This window comes from Sphingomonas qilianensis (assembly GCF_039614825.1).
Taxonomy (GTDB): Bacteria; Pseudomonadota; Alphaproteobacteria; order Sphingomonadales; family Sphingomonadaceae; genus Sphingomonas; species Sphingomonas qilianensis.
This window is the reverse complement of sequence record NZ_JBDIMF010000008.1, coordinates 22004-36738: the sequence shown is the minus strand read 5'-3', so window position 1 is coordinate 36738 and position 14735 is coordinate 22004. Positions and strand designations below refer to the sequence as shown.

15 protein-coding genes are annotated in these 14735 nt (G+C 65.9%); 6 read left to right on the top strand and 9 right to left on the bottom strand.

Annotation, left to right across the window (positions count from 1 at the left end; all coding sequences use genetic code 11):
• Nucleotides 1-2: 2 nt before the first annotated feature.
• Together ABC969_RS15835 and ABC969_RS15830 are read right to left on the bottom strand one after the other, a co-directional pair.
• Nucleotides 3-2990 carry a glycosyl hydrolase family 28-related protein gene (locus ABC969_RS15835; protein WP_345866129.1) on the bottom strand — a complete coding sequence of 996 codons (2988 nt, stop codon included), beginning with the start codon at nt 2988-2990 and terminating at the stop codon, nt 3-5.
• A 56-nt stretch (nt 2991-3046) separates the two neighbouring features.
• Complete coding sequence (locus ABC969_RS15830) at nt 3047-3265, bottom strand: helix-turn-helix domain-containing protein (protein ID WP_345866128.1); 219 nt, start codon at nt 3263-3265, stop codon at nt 3047-3049.
• Nucleotides 3266-3599: 334 nt separating this feature from the next.
• Between ABC969_RS15830 and ABC969_RS15825 the strand changes: the two genes are divergently transcribed.
• Both ABC969_RS15825 and ABC969_RS15820 read left to right on the top strand, forming a co-directional pair.
• Nucleotides 3600-4940: a GntP family permease gene (locus ABC969_RS15825; RefSeq protein ID WP_345866127.1), complete on the top strand. Its 1341-nt coding sequence runs from the start codon at nt 3600-3602 to the stop codon at nt 4938-4940.
• 16 nt (nt 4941-4956) lie between these two features.
• A complete protein-coding gene (locus tag ABC969_RS15820) occupies nt 4957-5634 on the top strand; it encodes a FadR/GntR family transcriptional regulator (protein ID WP_345866235.1) in 678 nt (225 codons plus the stop codon).
• Between the two features lie 234 nt (nt 5635-5868).
• Here ABC969_RS15820 and ABC969_RS15815 read toward each other — a convergent pair whose 3' ends face one another.
• Nucleotides 5869-6264 (bottom strand): VOC family protein, encoded by a 396-nt coding sequence (locus tag ABC969_RS15815; RefSeq protein WP_345866126.1) that lies wholly within the window; start codon nt 6262-6264, stop codon nt 5869-5871.
• 330 nt (nt 6265-6594) lie between these two features.
• Here ABC969_RS15815 and ABC969_RS15810 point away from each other — a divergent pair, with 330 nt between their 5' ends.
• The 4 genes from ABC969_RS15810 (at nt 6595) to ABC969_RS15795 (ending at nt 9168) form a co-directional block, all read left to right on the top strand.
• Entirely contained in the window at nt 6595-7164 is a 570-nt protein-coding gene (locus ABC969_RS15810; RefSeq protein ID WP_345866125.1) for a hypothetical protein, read from the top strand.
• A gap of 172 nt (nt 7165-7336) precedes the next feature.
• Nucleotides 7337-7648 carry a hypothetical protein gene (locus ABC969_RS15805; RefSeq protein ID WP_345866124.1) on the top strand — a complete coding sequence of 104 codons (312 nt, stop codon included), beginning with the start codon at nt 7337-7339 and terminating at the stop codon, nt 7646-7648.
• Between the two features lie 90 nt (nt 7649-7738).
• Nucleotides 7739-8428 carry a hypothetical protein gene (locus ABC969_RS15800; protein WP_345866123.1) on the top strand — a complete coding sequence of 230 codons (690 nt, stop codon included), beginning with the start codon at nt 7739-7741 and terminating at the stop codon, nt 8426-8428.
• Between the two features lie 140 nt (nt 8429-8568).
• Nucleotides 8569-9168 (top strand): TMEM175 family protein, encoded by a 600-nt coding sequence (locus tag ABC969_RS15795; protein WP_345866122.1) that lies wholly within the window; start codon nt 8569-8571, stop codon nt 9166-9168.
• An 18-nt stretch (nt 9169-9186) separates the two neighbouring features.
• On the opposite strand, the gene ABC969_RS15790 is transcribed toward ABC969_RS15795, so the two are convergent.
• From ABC969_RS15790 to ABC969_RS15765, 6 genes are read right to left on the bottom strand one after another with little or no spacing between them, the layout of a single operon-like run.
• On the bottom strand, nt 9187-9315 hold the full coding sequence (locus ABC969_RS15790; RefSeq protein WP_345866121.1) for a hypothetical protein: 129 nt from the start codon (nt 9313-9315) through the stop codon (nt 9187-9189).
• Nucleotides 9316-9345: 30 nt separating this feature from the next.
• Nucleotides 9346-10050 carry a YoaK family protein gene (locus ABC969_RS15785; RefSeq protein ID WP_345866120.1) on the bottom strand — a complete coding sequence of 235 codons (705 nt, stop codon included), beginning with the start codon at nt 10048-10050 and terminating at the stop codon, nt 9346-9348.
• 14 nt (nt 10051-10064) lie between these two features.
• The gene (locus ABC969_RS15780; RefSeq protein WP_380808908.1) at nt 10065-11498 is read right to left on the bottom strand and encodes an alginate export family protein; all 1434 of its coding nucleotides are present in this window, start codon (nt 11496-11498) and stop codon (nt 10065-10067) included.
• Nucleotides 11491-11940 (bottom strand): DoxX family protein, encoded by a 450-nt coding sequence (locus tag ABC969_RS15775; RefSeq protein ID WP_345866119.1) that lies wholly within the window; start codon nt 11938-11940, stop codon nt 11491-11493. Before ABC969_RS15775 ends, ABC969_RS15780 begins: the two co-directional genes overlap by 8 nt.
• The gene (locus tag ABC969_RS15770; protein WP_345866118.1) at nt 11937-12842 is read right to left on the bottom strand and encodes a glyoxalase; all 906 of its coding nucleotides are present in this window, start codon (nt 12840-12842) and stop codon (nt 11937-11939) included. Before ABC969_RS15770 ends, ABC969_RS15775 begins: the two co-directional genes overlap by 4 nt.
• A gap of 24 nt (nt 12843-12866) precedes the next feature.
• A complete protein-coding gene (locus ABC969_RS15765; RefSeq protein ID WP_345866233.1) occupies nt 12867-14711 on the bottom strand; it encodes an amidohydrolase in 1845 nt (614 codons plus the stop codon).
• Nucleotides 14712-14735 lie beyond the last annotated feature (24 nt).

Below are 14735 nucleotides of genomic sequence, written 5' to 3'. Positions count from 1 at the left end.
GATTAGATGCCGGTGGCGTACAGCGTGTGGTGCGTCAGAATGAACAAGGTGCGCTGATCGGCGCCGCCGATGATCAGTTGCAGCGGGCGCTCGGGCACGTCGATGCGGCGCGGCAGCGTGCCGTCCGCTGCGTAGACGAACACCTGGCCGTTGGCGACATAGAGGTTGCCCGCGGCATCGCGCGCGACGCTTTCGCCACCGCGATCGGCGACGACCTTGAGATCGGTGACGGTGCCGCTGGCACCGACCAGCCCGCTATAGGTGCGGTTTTCCGAGGCGTTGGTGAGCCAGACGCGCTCGCCGGGCTTGGCGGTGACCAATCCGTAAGCATCCAGCGTATCCGACCAGCGCCAGCCCTGATGATCGTCCGGCCCCTGATTCCACACGCGGAAAGCGGGGAGCACGAGCGAGCCATCGGGCGAGACATATTCGCGCGGCTTGGGCTCGCCGAGACCGCGCGTAAAGAATTCGGATAACGGCGGGTATTGATAGGTTTTGGGATCGATGCGATCGGCAAATTCGCCATTGGCCCAGACGTTGACGGGCAGGGCGGTGGCGGCGCCGCTGCGCGGCTTGCTCGCCGTGGGGGCGATCACGCGCACGTCGCGCGGATGGGCGGGATCGATGCTGTAAACGCTGGCATCGTGCCCGGCCGAGGACAGCACAAGCAGGTCGCCCGAGCGGTCGATCGCCAGATTGACCGGATCGAGCGGCGCGTCGGCAAGGATGGTCAGGCCTTCCTTTTCCGACCAGCCATGGATGCGCTGGAACTGGCGATCGATGAAGTAGAGCTTGCCCTTGGCGTCGACCGCCGCGCCGGCGATCGAATAGAAGCCGTCGGCGAGCTTTTCGACACCGGGCGTGACGGGAAGGGCGGTGCGCGCCGGAGAGCTGGTGAAATCGAAGCGGGCGAATTCGCGCTCGCGGATTTCCTGGCCGCTGGTCATATCCTTGATCGCGTTTTCGAACGGGAATTTGCTCGCGCGGGTATAGGTGCCGCAGCCTTTGTCGTCGCAGCTGGCGAAGCCGCTCTCGGCGTTGACGTGAACGTTGCGGAAGCGGATGTCGCTGGAATTGTAGAGCTTTACCGCGGCATCCATCGGCTTGATGGTGCGCGTGACGCGGTAGCCGTGATAATTGGCGAACAGGATGTTGCGCGAATTGCGGAATTCGGTGGAGACGGCGTTCACCCCGTCGCGCACTTCCTGCTCGGTTTGCGGCGCGAGGAATTCCCAATTCTCGACATTATCGAGTACGATTTCGGCGCGATAATGATGCTCGGCGGACAGCTCGTAGACATGGCCCGGGGTCTTGGTGTCGGACACGTAGAAGCCGGCCGAGGCCAGGGTGTTGGGTGACCACAAGGCGGCGAAGGTGCCGCCGCCGCCGTCCGTCACCCAGATGCTGGGATGCTGCCCGTCCTGCCGCGCCTTGGCGTCGTTGAGCCCGATCGGGCTGCCCTTCGTCAGCACGGTGCCGCCGCCGCCCTGGATCTTCACATCGTTGACCATCGAGGCTTCGCCCGCCTTCCACAGCAAGGCGGTGGCGCGCGGATTAACACCACCGGTCCATAGCCCGAGCCCGGAGACGATGGCGTTGCCGCCCTTGGCGCTCTGCAGCAGGGCCTTGGCGCTGCCCACGCCCGTAAAAGCGGGGGTTTCATCGGGCAGATACAGATGCGTCAGGCTGGGGTGGAGCGCGATCAGCACGCTATCGGGGCGCAGCCTGAGCGTGTCGGTCAAGCGGTAGCGGCCCATCGGCAGATAGACCACGCGGTGCGTATCGACCGCGCGTTGCAGCGCGGCGGTGTCGTCCGTCTCGTCGTCTCCCTTGACGCCGAGATCGTGCGCATTGGCCCAGTCGCGCACCGGGGGGAGCGCGCGGATCGCCGCCGCGCGGCGCGCGGGCAGGCGGCCGAGCGGAGCGATCTTCACGTCGGTGGCATACTCGCCGATCGCGCCCAGGCCGGGCAGTTTCAGCCCGTAGGAGAAATCGGCGACGCGGTAGGCGCGGCCGGGCGCGTTGACGGTTTTACCGCTCTCGCGAAAGCGCGCGAACACCGGCGTGTTCGCGGCGACGGCATTGTCGAAACCGATCTGCGTGAAGACGTTCTTCTCGTTCGAAATCAGCACGCCGGCCTGTGAGACGTTCTCGAGCCGCACGTCCTTGCCCCAGAGCGAATCCGAATAGCCGCGATCGATTTCGATGCCGACGGGCGTATTCTTGATCGCCACGTTGACGAGGGTGAGATCGACTTCATGTTCGCGGATCGCGGCATCGCGTTGCCCGTCGAATTCGGAATCGATCAGCGTGAACTGCCAGGCGGGCGAAGTCTTTTCGGTAAGAATGCCGTAGCGCCCGCCATAAAAGCGCAGATTTTCCGCCTCGTTGCCGGCCTGATAAATGCCCGCCAGCCCCGAGCCGAGATGGAAATCGATATGCCGCAGATAGCCATGCTGCGCGACGCGGAAGCGCACCGCGACCGCGCCGGCATTGCCGCGCCCGATCTCGAAATCGACGTTGGAGAGCGTGGAATAGAAGGTGCTGGACGTGGCATCGAAGGTGGCCGGATCGAACGGCACGCTGGTGGGTGGTGCAATCGGTGCCCGGCCGACGCGATATTGATCCTCGCCGGTGAAGCTGACCATCGCCGCCACGCCGCTGCCGAAGCCGGCGCTGTTATCGCCGAGCAGGATCACCGGGCGCGTGGCCCCGACGCCGAAGATCCGCACGGCGGAGCGCACCAGGATCGTGCGGCTGATGCGATAACGGCCCGAAGGCAGGAACACGACCCCGCCATGTCCGCCCGCTGCCGCCGCGTCGATCGCGCTCTGCAGCGCGGCGCTGTCATCGGCACGGCCATCGCCCACGCCGCGGACGGTGATCGCGCGCGGATCGCTCGGCGCTCTGAGATAGACCGAGGTGGATTTGGCGAAGGCCGGCGCGGGCGCGATCAGCAATGCCGCGCAGCACAGAATGGTCTGCTTCATGTGTTTTCCGATCGTGCTACGCGCCGCACGGGCGCCGGGGAGGTTGGCGCGCCGCGTCAGAACGGATGCAGTGGCAGCGCGTGGGCAGCGATCGCCACCTGCGTGCGATTGCGCACGTTGAGCTTGCGCATCAGCGCGGTCATGTGCGCCTTGACCGTGGCCTCGGCGATGCCGAGATCGAACGCGATCTGCTTGTTGAGCAGGCCCGAACGGACGCCCTGCAAGACCTTGATCTGCGTCGGCGTTAACCGCACCGTCGCGATCGCGGGGGCCATGGCGGGCGGCGGCGCGATAGGCTCGTGCGCAGACTGGGCGGTTTCCCTCATGACATCCTCGCTCCCCGGCTCATGGCCACATCGTCATCGTAGACCGGGCGTGGTGCCGCGGCATCGATGGTGCCAAATGCTCCGCTTGGTGCGGAATCGGTTGGACAGGTTATAGTATGTTCCGCATTTATACTGCCGATCAAGCCTTTTCTATTGCCGATGCAGAAAAACCTGTCCTACAGCTCTGCCAGGGGCCAGGCGAACGCGCCGGCCGATTGGCGAGGGGAGCGCGGACGATGCCAGCGACGGTAAACAAACCTGCAGCGCACAGCGGTGCGCCGCAATGACCGGGGGCGATATTCGGCTGATCCTTGCCGCGTTGGCCGGGATCCTGCTCGCCGTGCTGATGATCGTGCGCGGCCGGTTGCATCCCTTTATCGGGCTGTTGTGTGGCGCCTTCGTGGTTGGCGCGTTTGCCGGACTGCCGCTGAGCGATACGGCCAAGGCGGTGCAGAAAGGCGTCGGCGACATTATCGGCGGCACCGGGCTGGTGGTGGCGCTGGGCCTGTCGCTGGGCGCGATGCTGCATCTGTCCGGCGCCGCCGCCTCGCTGGCCAGCGGCGCGCTGCGCATGACCGGCGTGAAGGTCGCGCCCTGGGCGACGTTGGGCATCGCCATCATCATCGGGCTGCCGTTGTTTTTCGAAACGGGGCTCGTGTTGCTGCTGCCGATCGTGATGGCGGCCGCCGCGGCGATGCCGGAGGAGGAGGATCAAGATTATGCCAAGCTGCGGCTGATCATGCCCGCGCTGGCCGGGCTTGGCGTGGTGCATGCGCTGGTGCCGCCGCATCCCGGGCCGCTGCTCGCGGTCGAGGCGCTGGGCGCCAGTCTCGGGCTGACAATGCTCTATGGCATCGCCATCGCCATCCCGATCGCGATCCTGGCCGGGCCGGTGCTGACCACGATCGTCGGGCGCGGGGTAAGGCTGACCACGCCGGTGCTGCTCGATCACCCGTTTGAGATCGCGCCGCCGCGCCGCGCGGTATCGTTGTTCATCGTGCTGCTGCCGGTGGTGCTGATCGCGACGGGCGAGTTGGGCAAACTGGTGCCGGCGCTGGCCGACAATACGCTGCTGATGGCGGCGAGCAATCCCGTGCTGGCGTTGCTCATCACCAACCTGGTGGCCTTGCCGCTGCTGTTCGGGCGGCGGCTGAGCGAGGCGGCGATCCAGGATGCGGTGTGGTTTGAAACGATGGGCGCGGCCGGCGCCATCCTGCTGGCGATCGGCGCGGGCGGCGCGCTGAAACAGGTGCTGGTCACCGCCGGCCTGTCCGATCTGCTGGCGCGATTGGTGTTGATGTACTCGATCTCGCCCTTGGTGCTCGGCTGGCTGGTCGCGGTGGGCATCCGGCTGGCGGCGGGCTCCGCCACGGTGGCGACGATCACGGCGGTAGGCATCATGCCCGGCGTGGTTGCCGCCTCCGATGTGTCGCCTGAACTGGTCGTGCTGGCGATCGGCGCGGGGTCGGTATTCTTCAGCCATGTCAACGATCCGGGCTTCTGGCTGGTCAAGGGCTATGTCGGCACGAGTACGGCGGACACTTTCAGGACCTGGTCGATGCTGGAAACGGTGATCTCGGTCGCCGGGCTGGCGATGGTGGTGGGGCTGAGCTACCTTGTCTGACCCGCGCAAACCGGCGGTGGCCGAGGGGCGGCTGGCGGACCGCGCCTATACCGCGATCGTGCAGATCATCAATCAGGATGCGCTGGCGACGGGCGATCGCCTGCCCTCGGAAGCGCGGCTGGCGGAGACGTTCGGCATGTCACGCACGATCGTGCGCGAGGCGCTGGTGCGGCTGGCGGCGGATGGCATCACCGAGGCGCGGCGTGGCGCGGGATCGTTCGTCAAGCGGCGCCCCTCCGAGCGGCTGGGCTCGCATATGCCGATGGATGCGCTGGCGGCGACGCTGGGCACGTATGAAGTGCGCTTCGTGCTAGAAGCGGAAGCGGCGCGGCTGGCGGCACAACGCCGCTCGCACGCGCAGCTCGATGCGATCGAGGCGGCGCTGGCGGCGCTCAGGGCGGCGTTGCTGTCGAGCGCGCCGGCGCATGACGAGGATTGGCTGCTGCACCGCGCGATCGCCGAGGCAACCGCTAATCAGGCGTTCGTCGCAATGTTCGATCATTTGCGCGAAGAAGTGATCCGCATCCTGCGCGCCGGTGTCGACATTTCGCGCTCGCGCCCGCCCGAGGTGATTGGCGCAATGATGGACGAGCATGACGCGATCGTCGACGCGATCCGCGCGCAGGACGCGGATGGCGCGGCGCTGGCGATGCGCTGGCATCTGTCGCAAGGGCGCAAGCGACTGATGCCGTGAGGGTTGCTTGGCCAGATAGGCCCAAGCTTGGCGCCTGCAGACAGAGGATTACCAAAATTGCAGAATAATCAGGCTGGCGTCGGCGCACCCGGCCCGGCCGCAACGCGCGCGTTCGTGGTGCCATGCGGCGATGCCGGCAATCCTTGCAGGGGCAAGGCCAGCGGGCCGGACGGTTCCAGCCCGCTGGTAATAAACCAGGTACGACGATCCGATATCAGCTTGCGTCGCGATCATTTATGCGGGGATGTAAATCCCGCACAGCTTGTTGCCATCCGGATCACGAACATAAGCCAAGTGGACCGTGCCCATTCCGGTTTGGCGGGGGCCCGGCAAGCCCTCGATCGACGTGCCGCCGTTCGCAATGGCGGTTGTGTGAAACAGTTCGACTTGCTCGGGCGATTTGCAGGAGAAAGCCACGGTGCTGCCGTTTGCCACCGTTGCAGGCTCATCGTTGATTGGCTGGGTGACGATGAAGTTCGTTCCTCCCTTTTGCCGGTAGAACAGGCGGGTGTGGCCGCTGCCGGCCATGTTTAGCGTCGCTTCGCCCGCGCCGAGGGCGCCGAGCACCGCGTCGTAAAAGCGCCTGGATCGCTCAATATCGTTGGACCCGACCATTGTATGAAACAGCACATTATCTCTCCCAATATTTATCAGAGCGATCGGCCTAAGCGTCGCCTGATCGGCCTAATAACTGGATTTCGTATGTCGTCCCACAGGGATTGCGCCACAGACAGATGCTGCGCCGCTTCGTAGCGCGCGAGCGGACAGGCGGGAACTCGTGGCCGCTTGTGATCAGCGCCTGGTTTGGGAGGGAAGAGGGTCAGGGGCGCAGCAGCCATGGTCAGTCGCGCCTCGGACGGTTAATGCGGGGTTGGAGAGTGTTTGATGCAAATGTCACAAGATCGGATCGAGACGATAGGTATCGATCGGAGATCGCGGGGGGCGACCCTAAGGGGGATTTTGGCCGCATCCGCTGTCGCCCTGACGGTTTTCGCCAGTGCTGACGTGGTGGCGCAGGACTATGCTGCGCGGGACGTCAGCGGTTGGACGGTCGCGGCAAGCAACGATAAGCAAGGGTGCTTTCTGACCCGCGTATACAAGCGGGCGGGGGACACTACGCTGCTGCTCGGGGTGGATATCGACAGCACTAACCGCCTGTCGGTGCTAAACGCCAACTGGTCGATCAAGCCAAAGGACCGGTTGAGCTTGGATTTTCGTCTGTCTAACGGCGGCTTTGCCAAGCATGCCGCGATTGGCATCGCCGCGGATGGCAAACGGGGGTTCGTCACGAGCTTCGAAGCGAAGTTCCCGTCCCATTTCGCCGCATCCAAATATCTTCATATTTCTCGCGACGACATCCCGGTCGAGCAGTTGAAGCTAGATGGGAGCGGCGCGGCGGTTGCCGAGCTGCGCCGCTGTGTCGCGGGGCTGCGGGCGACACCCGCTGCGACGGCAAGCGACAAGGAGCGGCCTGGCCATATCCCAAAAGATCCGTTTGCCACCGAGGCCAAGCGAAAATCGAGGAAATAGCGGTTCGCGGGAAGCATGCGGGCAAGCGAAAGCCAAAAAGCCGTAAAAGCGCGGGGTTAAGGGCGTGACGCCATCCATCGACCCGACAAGATGCACAGCCCGACCCAATTCGGATTGTCGCAGCTCAAGCGTTCGGCTTGTGTTGGAAACATAGTTAGCGATTGGAAAAACAATGCCCCAGCTCACATCGAAAATCCTCCCTGCCGCAGTACTTTTGGTTGGCGCAGTCGGGCTCGGTGGCTGCGCCACCAAATCCTATGTCAGGGAACAGATCGCCCCGGTAAGCCAGCGTGTAGACACGCTCGAGACCCGGTTGCAGGCGACCGACGGCACAGCCAAATCGGCTCTAGCCGAGGCGCAGGCAGCATCCGGGCAATTGCAGAACAACGGCCAGCGGCTTGATCAACTCACCGGCCGAGTAGACGGCATCGATCAGCGGTTGCAGGTGCAGGAGCGCAAGCCGGCAAAGCGGCCGCGCAACTGATCGCGCGAGCAGCCCGGTTGATGGTATGCTAATTTCCCCGCTCGGCTGCGTTCCAGCCGGCGGGTCCACCTGGATTGGGCGCTTGCATCGATGATCCTTGGTTTCCGGGTGTTGGCCTGGCTCGCGGTGGTGGTTCCGCTGGCTGCGGGCGCGCGTCCCGCGGCCGGGAAGCAAGCCCGCCCCCCGGCGGCAAAGACCGTACCGGTGGTCTCCGCTTCGGTAGCGGCGGCGCGTGTTGCCGATTGGGTCGCTGCGTCGCAAGACAATCACGCGCTTCCTTATATCGTCATCGATAAGACCACCGCGTCGCTGTCATTCTACGATGCGGGTGGCGAAATGGTTGGCCGTGTGCCGGTCTTAATCGGTGTCGCCATCGGGGATGATGCGAGCCCGGGCGTGGGCAGCAAAAACCTGGCGGAGATCGGTCCGGCCGAGAAGACCACGCCGGCCGGCCGCTTCCTGGCGAAATTCGGACGCCCGATCGGTAAGGAAAGAATCCTGTGGGTTGATTACGCCACGTCGGTGGCGATTCACCCCATCCCGCCGGGCGCGAGCAAGAAGGAACGGCGGCGCCAGCGGATGCTGTCGCCGACCGCGACGGACAATCGCATCACCTTTGGCTGCATCAATGTGCCTGCGGCATTTTACGGCAAGACGATACGACCACTTTTCCAAAAAAAGGGCGGCTACGTTTATGTGCTCCCTGACACGAAGCCGCTCGAGATGGTTTTCCCGCGATTGATGGTCGAGGCGCTTAAGAACATCGCGCCTGTTGAGTAGTGAACCGCATTGGCGCGAGCTTATGGTGGTGGACATAGCTTGCCCAATACCGTGAGCGTGTGGGTCGTCGGGCTGCGCAGGATGCGATCAACGCGGACACAATGCCAAGGCGCGCGATGGCGGGCGAACAGGAGAGTGGGGTGAGCGGGGAGGTGATCGGCAAAGGCCGTATCGAAGCGTTTAGCGACGGCGTCATCGCGATCATCATCACGATTATGGTGCTCGAGCTGAAGGTGCCGCACGGCACCGCGTTTGCCGATCTGCTGCCGATCGTGCCGGTGTTGCTGAGCTATGCGCTGAGCTTCGTCTATGTCGGCATCTACTGGAACAATCACCACCATCTGTTGCAGGCGGCGCGCGGCATCACCGGGCCGATCATGTGGGCTAATCTGCATCTGTTGTTCTGGATGTCGCTGATCCCCTTCGTCACCAGCTGGATCGGCGAGACGCGCGATACGGTGGCGCCGGTGGCAAGCTACGGCATCGTCCTGCTGATGACCGCCGCGGCCTATCAATTGCTGGCGACGATGCTGGCGCGGCATGATGGCCCGGGCTCGCAACTGGGACAAGCGATCGGCACGGACCGCAAGGGCACGCTGTCGCTGGTGCTTTATGCCAGCGGGATCGCCGCGTCGCTGCGCTGGCCGGACATCGGGCTGGCCATTTATGTCGCCGTTGCCGTGATCTGGTTCATCCCCGACCGTCGGGTGGAGCGCGTGTTATCGGACGAGCGCCCCTGAGAGCGCTCGGTCGATCGATCAGCGTAACCGCGGCACGATGCCGCCGGGGCGGGCGGTGGTATCGCCGCTCGCCTCGGCAGCGGTGGTCAGGATGAGGGTGACAATGGCCGCTGCGGCGGCACGGGCCAGCGTGTGAGCATGGGGCATGGTGGTATCTTCCTGTCGATCGAACGGTGGTCAGGCGCGAGCGGGCTGCGCGGCGGAAGGATGGATGGCGCAGGCGATCGTGCCGATCAGCACCAGCGCGCCGGCCATCGCGAGCGACACGGGCAGCCCCCAGTGCGACACCAGCAATGCGCCGATCACGGCACCGATGAAGATCGCCAGCACGGCCGCGATTCGCCGCCCGATATTTGGATTACCGCCACCCGCGAGGCTGGAATCCGCCGCCAGCCCGGTCAGCGTCAGTGTCAGCACGGTCGTGCTCAGGTCCGGGATCCTGAGCTGGCGGATCGTGGCGTTGCGAAAGCCCATGGTCACCGCGGTCAGGGCGATGATGGCATAGAGCCGGGCATCGGGGCTTTGCGTGGCGACGTCGAAGCCGATCGCCACGGCGGCGGCGATCCACAGCAGGCTCGCCTCGACCAGCGCCGCGATCAGCAGCCAGCGGCGCAACGGCTTGTCGGTATGCGCCTTGCCCGTCCGCCCGGCGATCAGCGCGCCGAGCAGGAAGGCGGCGATCGCGACGATGTAGGACGACGCGTGGAAATTGGGCGTCCCGGCCACGGCAAAGCCGAGGAACACGACATTGCCCGTCATGTTGGCGGTGAACACCTTGCCCAGCCCGAGCACGCTGATCGCATCGACGAGCCCGGTGGCCACCGACAGCGTGAGCAGCAACGGGACTCGGGGATCGAAGGAAGAAGGGGCGGCGGTGCTCATGGCGGGATCCTTGGTCAGAAGCGAAAATTGCTTTCGAACCCCAGCATCGCGATCGTCCTGGCCGTGCCGGTCTGCCGGATGAAGGCGCCGGGGGCGAAGGCGGACAGCGAGGTGGAGAGTTCGAGTTCGGGCGATGCCTGCCAGGCGAGCGTCGCCTCGGCCTGCTGGCCGATGAAGCGCGCGCGCGACGTGCCCGGCGCGCGCACCAGATTGCCGGGAATATCGTACACGCCGTCACCGCGGGAATAGCGCCAATAGGCCATGCCGGCGATGCTGGCGGTCAGCGCCGGGCGCAGCGTTGCGGCGACTTGCGGGTTGACGCTGACGATGTTGGTCGGCCCGACGGGGGAGAGTTCGCCGAAATACTTGCCCTTGGGGAACAGCGCGTTGAACGTGCCGAGCCGGCCGTCGCCCGCCCGCCTGTCGCCGCTGACGATATTGACCCGGAGCAATGCATCGGGCGCGAGCGGCGTGGCGGCGAAGGAATGGCCGACTTCGGACGCCAGCGTCCAGGCGCGGATGCGTTGCCCGGCGAAATGACCGCGCTGCGCGACGCCCTCGACATTCCAGTGCCAGTCGCCGGCCGCACCGAACAGGCGCGCGCCGAGGCTGTCACGACGCTCGCGCCCCGCCAGCGCGCCGAAGGTCGCGGCGGTATTGCGGTAACCGAGATAATAGAGATCGATGCCGGTGCCGATCCCGCTTGCCGATACGGTCGTATAGACGCCCCGGAGTGCCTTGGCGCGCGAGCGCGTATCATCGAAGCTCTGCGGGCCGGGCTGTACCGGGCGCACCGCCAGCAGGCTGACCGTCGCCCCATCGAGCGACACCAGACCGCGCAGGCCATCGAAGGCCAGTGGCACGTTGGGGCCGTAGCGCGTGCCCACCAGCCGCTCGGTGCCGAGCGACAGCATCTGGCGGCCGGCGCGCAGCGTCACGCCCGGCGCCGCTGTGCTGCCCGTTTCCGCGCCCAGCCGGACGTCGAGAAAGCCTTGCAGCAGATCGATCCGCGTCTGTTCGATCGGTCCGGCCGCCGGCGCGACGCCGAGCGCATAGGCCGCGATCGGCTGGACGAAGCCGCGCACGCCGACACGGCCGGTGCCGACATGCAGATCGGCATAGGGCATCGCGCGGAGCCAGAGATAGCCATCGTCGGGCGCCGGAGCGTCGCCCCACGCATTGTCGCGATACGCCTCGTTGCGGGCACGAAGCTCGATGCCGGTGGTCAGGTACGCGAGCGGTCCAAGCGGGATATATTTGAACCGCCCCGTCCAGTGATCGTCGCGCGCCGCCGGGTCGGCGAGGGCGGTCCAGTGCTCGTCGTATCGCGTGGTGGTCAGCGTCGGGGCCTGCCACGCTTCGGTGGCGCGCGGGGCGACCGCGCCCGGCTCGCTCTGCGCCAGCGCGGGCGCGGCGATGCACAGCGCGAGCAGCGTGACCCTAGCCACGTCCTCCAGCCTTCCGCCGCTGATCGGCCTCCGCCACCAGCGCGGCCAGCACGAACCCGCCGATCAGCCCGAAATGCTCGAAAAAGGCGTTGGTCGCCATGAACCGTTCCGCGCCGGGGGGCATCGTCCAGAAGGCATTGGCGGTGATCGCGGCGAGCAGGGTGAACACGCCGAGCATGCCGGCGCCAAGCCAGACGCGCCGCCCCGACAGGATCAGCAGCGGCCCGACGATCTCGACCGCGATGGTCAGCGCGGCCCATAACGCCGGCGGGTGCATGCCGAAATGCGCCTGCTCGGCGACCGCCGCGGACCAGTCGCTCGCCTTGACGATGGCACCGAGCAGATAGGCGCCGACCAGCGCCAGCCGCGCCACAAACCCGGTCCAGCGCCAATCGAGGATCGCCGCGACGAAGCGCGGATCACGCGCGGGCAGGGCTGTCATCGCGGCAGCGGCGCATGAATTTCGGCGATATAGCCGCCGGGGAAGCGCACCATGGCGGACTGTCGATCACGCTCGGCGTGCGGCGGCACCAGCGTTTCCACGCCGGCAGCGCGCGCCTTGGCGAGCGTCGAAGGCAGGTTCGTCACGGCATAGCCGGTCAGCTCGTGCCCATAGGGCCATGGCACCTGCCCATCGGAGACGATCACCAGCATCGCCCCATAGCCCGAGGTCAGCCGCACGCGGCGATACGTCTTGCCGGGCGCGCCGATCTCGGCGCCATCGGCGGCCTTGGTGTCCTCGGTCACTTTGGCATGCGCATAACCGCCCCAGCTCTTGAGAAAGGCGTCCGCGGAATCGGCGGTCAGGTAGATGCGGTTTTCCGGCACGGTCGCCAGCGGGGCATAATTGGGCTTGGTGGTGTGCCAGTAGAGCTGCATCGTCACGCCGCCGGGCCATTGGATCACGACATCCCGGCCGATCGGATCGGGGAAGGTATTTATCATCCGCGCCGCGCCGTGCTTGCGCGCCGCCGCGACCGCAGCTTCCATATCGGTAACGAGATAGCCGGTGCGCTCCTGCCCGAACGGATACGGGATCGGCGTCAGGAAGCCGAAGCCCGAGACGGTTCCCGCCGGGGTGAGCGCCAGTTGCGACTTGGTCTTGCTCGGCGTCGGCGTAACCTGGAACTGGCCTTGTGCGCTCAGCGTGCCGCCGAAAGTCGCGACGACGCTCGCCATGAAGGCATCATATTGCTCCGGCGGGACGTAAACGTGCGTCGTGTCATATTGCGGGCCGACCGCGTAATCGGGGGTGGTGGTGGTCTGCGCGGCAACCGGCGCGATCGGCGCGATCGGCGCGACACCGAGCAGCGCTCCGGCCAGGAGCAAGGTGAGCCTGTTCACGGATACTCTCCTTCAAGGATGACATCAGACGGCCCAGCAGCCGCAACCGAACGCGCCCCAGAAGCTCTGCACATCGGCGACCGGCACGTCGCGGCCCAGCGCCGCGGCATGATCATGGCCGTGCACCGCACATCCGCTGGCGCAGCCGCACGCGCCGGCGAGCGTCGCCAAGGCCTCGGGCGAGCGGTGGTATCCCCCGAACGTGGCGACCGGCGACCAATCGGGCATCGGCCGCGGCAGCGCGGGCGCCAGCGGGGCATAATCGCCCTCGCCGAACACCACTGTGCCGCCCAGCATCGTCAGCACCGCGCGCAGGTGCGGAATATCGCTTTCCGGCACGTTTAAATAATCGTCCGACAGCAGCGCGAGATCGGCCAGCTGCCCCGCCTTGATCTGCCCCTTCTTGCCGACTTCGCTGGAGAACCAGGTGTTTTCATGCGTCCACATCGCCAGCGCTTTCTCGCGGCTGACGCGGTTGGCGCCGGGATAGAGGCCGAGCCCGCCGACCGTCCGCCCGGTGACCAGCCAGTTGAGCGACACCCAGGGGTTGTAGCTGGCGACGCGCGTCGCATCGGTGCCCGCGCCGACGTGCAGCCCGGCGGCGAGCATCCTGGCGATCGGCGGGGTGCGCTCGGCGGCCCTGGCGCCGTACCGCTCGACGAAATACTCGCCCTGATAGGCCATGCGGTGTTGCACCGCGATGCCGCCGCCGAGCGCCGCGATACGATCGATGTTGCGGTCGCTGATCGTTTCGGCATGATCGAAGAACCAGTTGATCCCGTCGAACGGAATGTCTTTCGCCACCTTTTCATACACGTCGAGCGCGCGGCCGATCGTCTGGTCATAAGTCGCGTGCAGCCGCCACGGCCATTTATGCTCGGCGAGCAAGCGGATGACGGGTTCGAGATCGCCCTCCATGGTCGGCGGCATGTCGGGCCGTTCGACGCGAAAATCCTCGAAATCGGCGGCGGAATAGACCAGCATCTCGCCCGCGCCATTGTGGCGGTAGCTATCGTCGCCCTGGCCGGGCGTGACCTGCTTCACCCAGCCCTGGAAGTCCGCCAGCTCTTCCTTGGGCTTTTGCGTGAACAGATTGTAGCTGATGCGCAGCGTTAGCTGGCCATCGGCATGGAGCTTCTCGATGATGGCATAATCGTCGGGATACTTCTGGAACCCGCCGCCCGCATCGATCACCCCGGTAACGCCGAGGCTGTTCATCTCGCGCATGAAGTGCCGCGTTGAATTCAGCTGATACTCGGGCGGCAGCTTCGGGCCTTTGGCGAGCGTCGCATAGAGAATCGTCGCGTTCGGCTGCGCGAGCAGCAGCCCGGTCGGGTTACCCGCGACATCGCGCACGATCTCGCCGCCCGGCGGGTTGGGGGTGTCCCTGGTATAGCCGACCACGCGCAACGCGGCGGCGTTGAGCAACGCACGGTCGTAGAGGTGCAGGATGAACACCGGCGTATCGGGCGCGACCGCGTTCAGTTCGGCGATCGTCGGCAGGCGCTTTTCGACAAACTGATGCTCGGTAAAGCCGCCGACGACGCGCACCCATTGCGGCGCCGGGGTTTTGTCGACCTGAGCGCGGAGCATCGCCATCGCATCAGCCAGGCTCGGCACGCCGTCCCAGCGCAGCTCCATATTGTAGTTCAGCCCGCCGCGGATGATGTGCATGTGGCTGTCGATCAGCCCGGGGATCATGCGCCGTTGCCTGGCATCGATCACCTCGCCCAGCGGCGCGGCGGCGCGCACCTCCTGCTCGCTGCCGACGACGAGGAACTTGCCGTCGCGGATCGCCACCGCCTCGGCCTGCGGATTGGCGCGATCGAGCGTCGTGATCTTGGCGTTGACGATGATCAGGTCGGTCATGCTGGGCTTCCTTGTGGCGGCGGC

Excerpts from the sequence above, each read along its gene's own strand:
- ABC969_RS15835 (WP_345866129.1), bottom strand. The coding sequence starts at position 2,990 with ATGAAGCAGACCATTCTGTGCTGCGCGGCATTGCTGATCGCGCCCGCG.
- ABC969_RS15830 (WP_345866128.1), bottom strand. The coding sequence starts at position 3,265 with ATGGCCCCCGCGATCGCGACGGTGCGGTTAACGCCGACGCAGATCAAG.
- ABC969_RS15825 (WP_345866127.1), top strand. The coding sequence starts at position 3,600 with ATGACCGGGGGCGATATTCGGCTGATCCTTGCCGCGTTGGCCGGGATC.
- ABC969_RS15805 (WP_345866124.1), top strand. The coding sequence starts at position 7,337 with ATGCCCCAGCTCACATCGAAAATCCTCCCTGCCGCAGTACTTTTGGTT.
- ABC969_RS15800 (WP_345866123.1), top strand. The coding sequence starts at position 7,739 with ATGATCCTTGGTTTCCGGGTGTTGGCCTGGCTCGCGGTGGTGGTTCCG.
- ABC969_RS15790 (WP_345866121.1), bottom strand. The coding sequence starts at position 9,315 with ATGCCCCATGCTCACACGCTGGCCCGTGCCGCCGCAGCGGCCATTGTC.
- ABC969_RS15785 (WP_345866120.1), bottom strand. The coding sequence starts at position 10,050 with ATGAGCACCGCCGCCCCTTCTTCCTTCGATCCCCGAGTCCCGTTGCTG.
- ABC969_RS15775 (WP_345866119.1), bottom strand. The coding sequence starts at position 11,940 with ATGACAGCCCTGCCCGCGCGTGATCCGCGCTTCGTCGCGGCGATCCTC.
- ABC969_RS15765 (WP_345866233.1), bottom strand. The coding sequence starts at position 14,711 with ATGACCGACCTGATCATCGTCAACGCCAAGATCACGACGCTCGATCGC.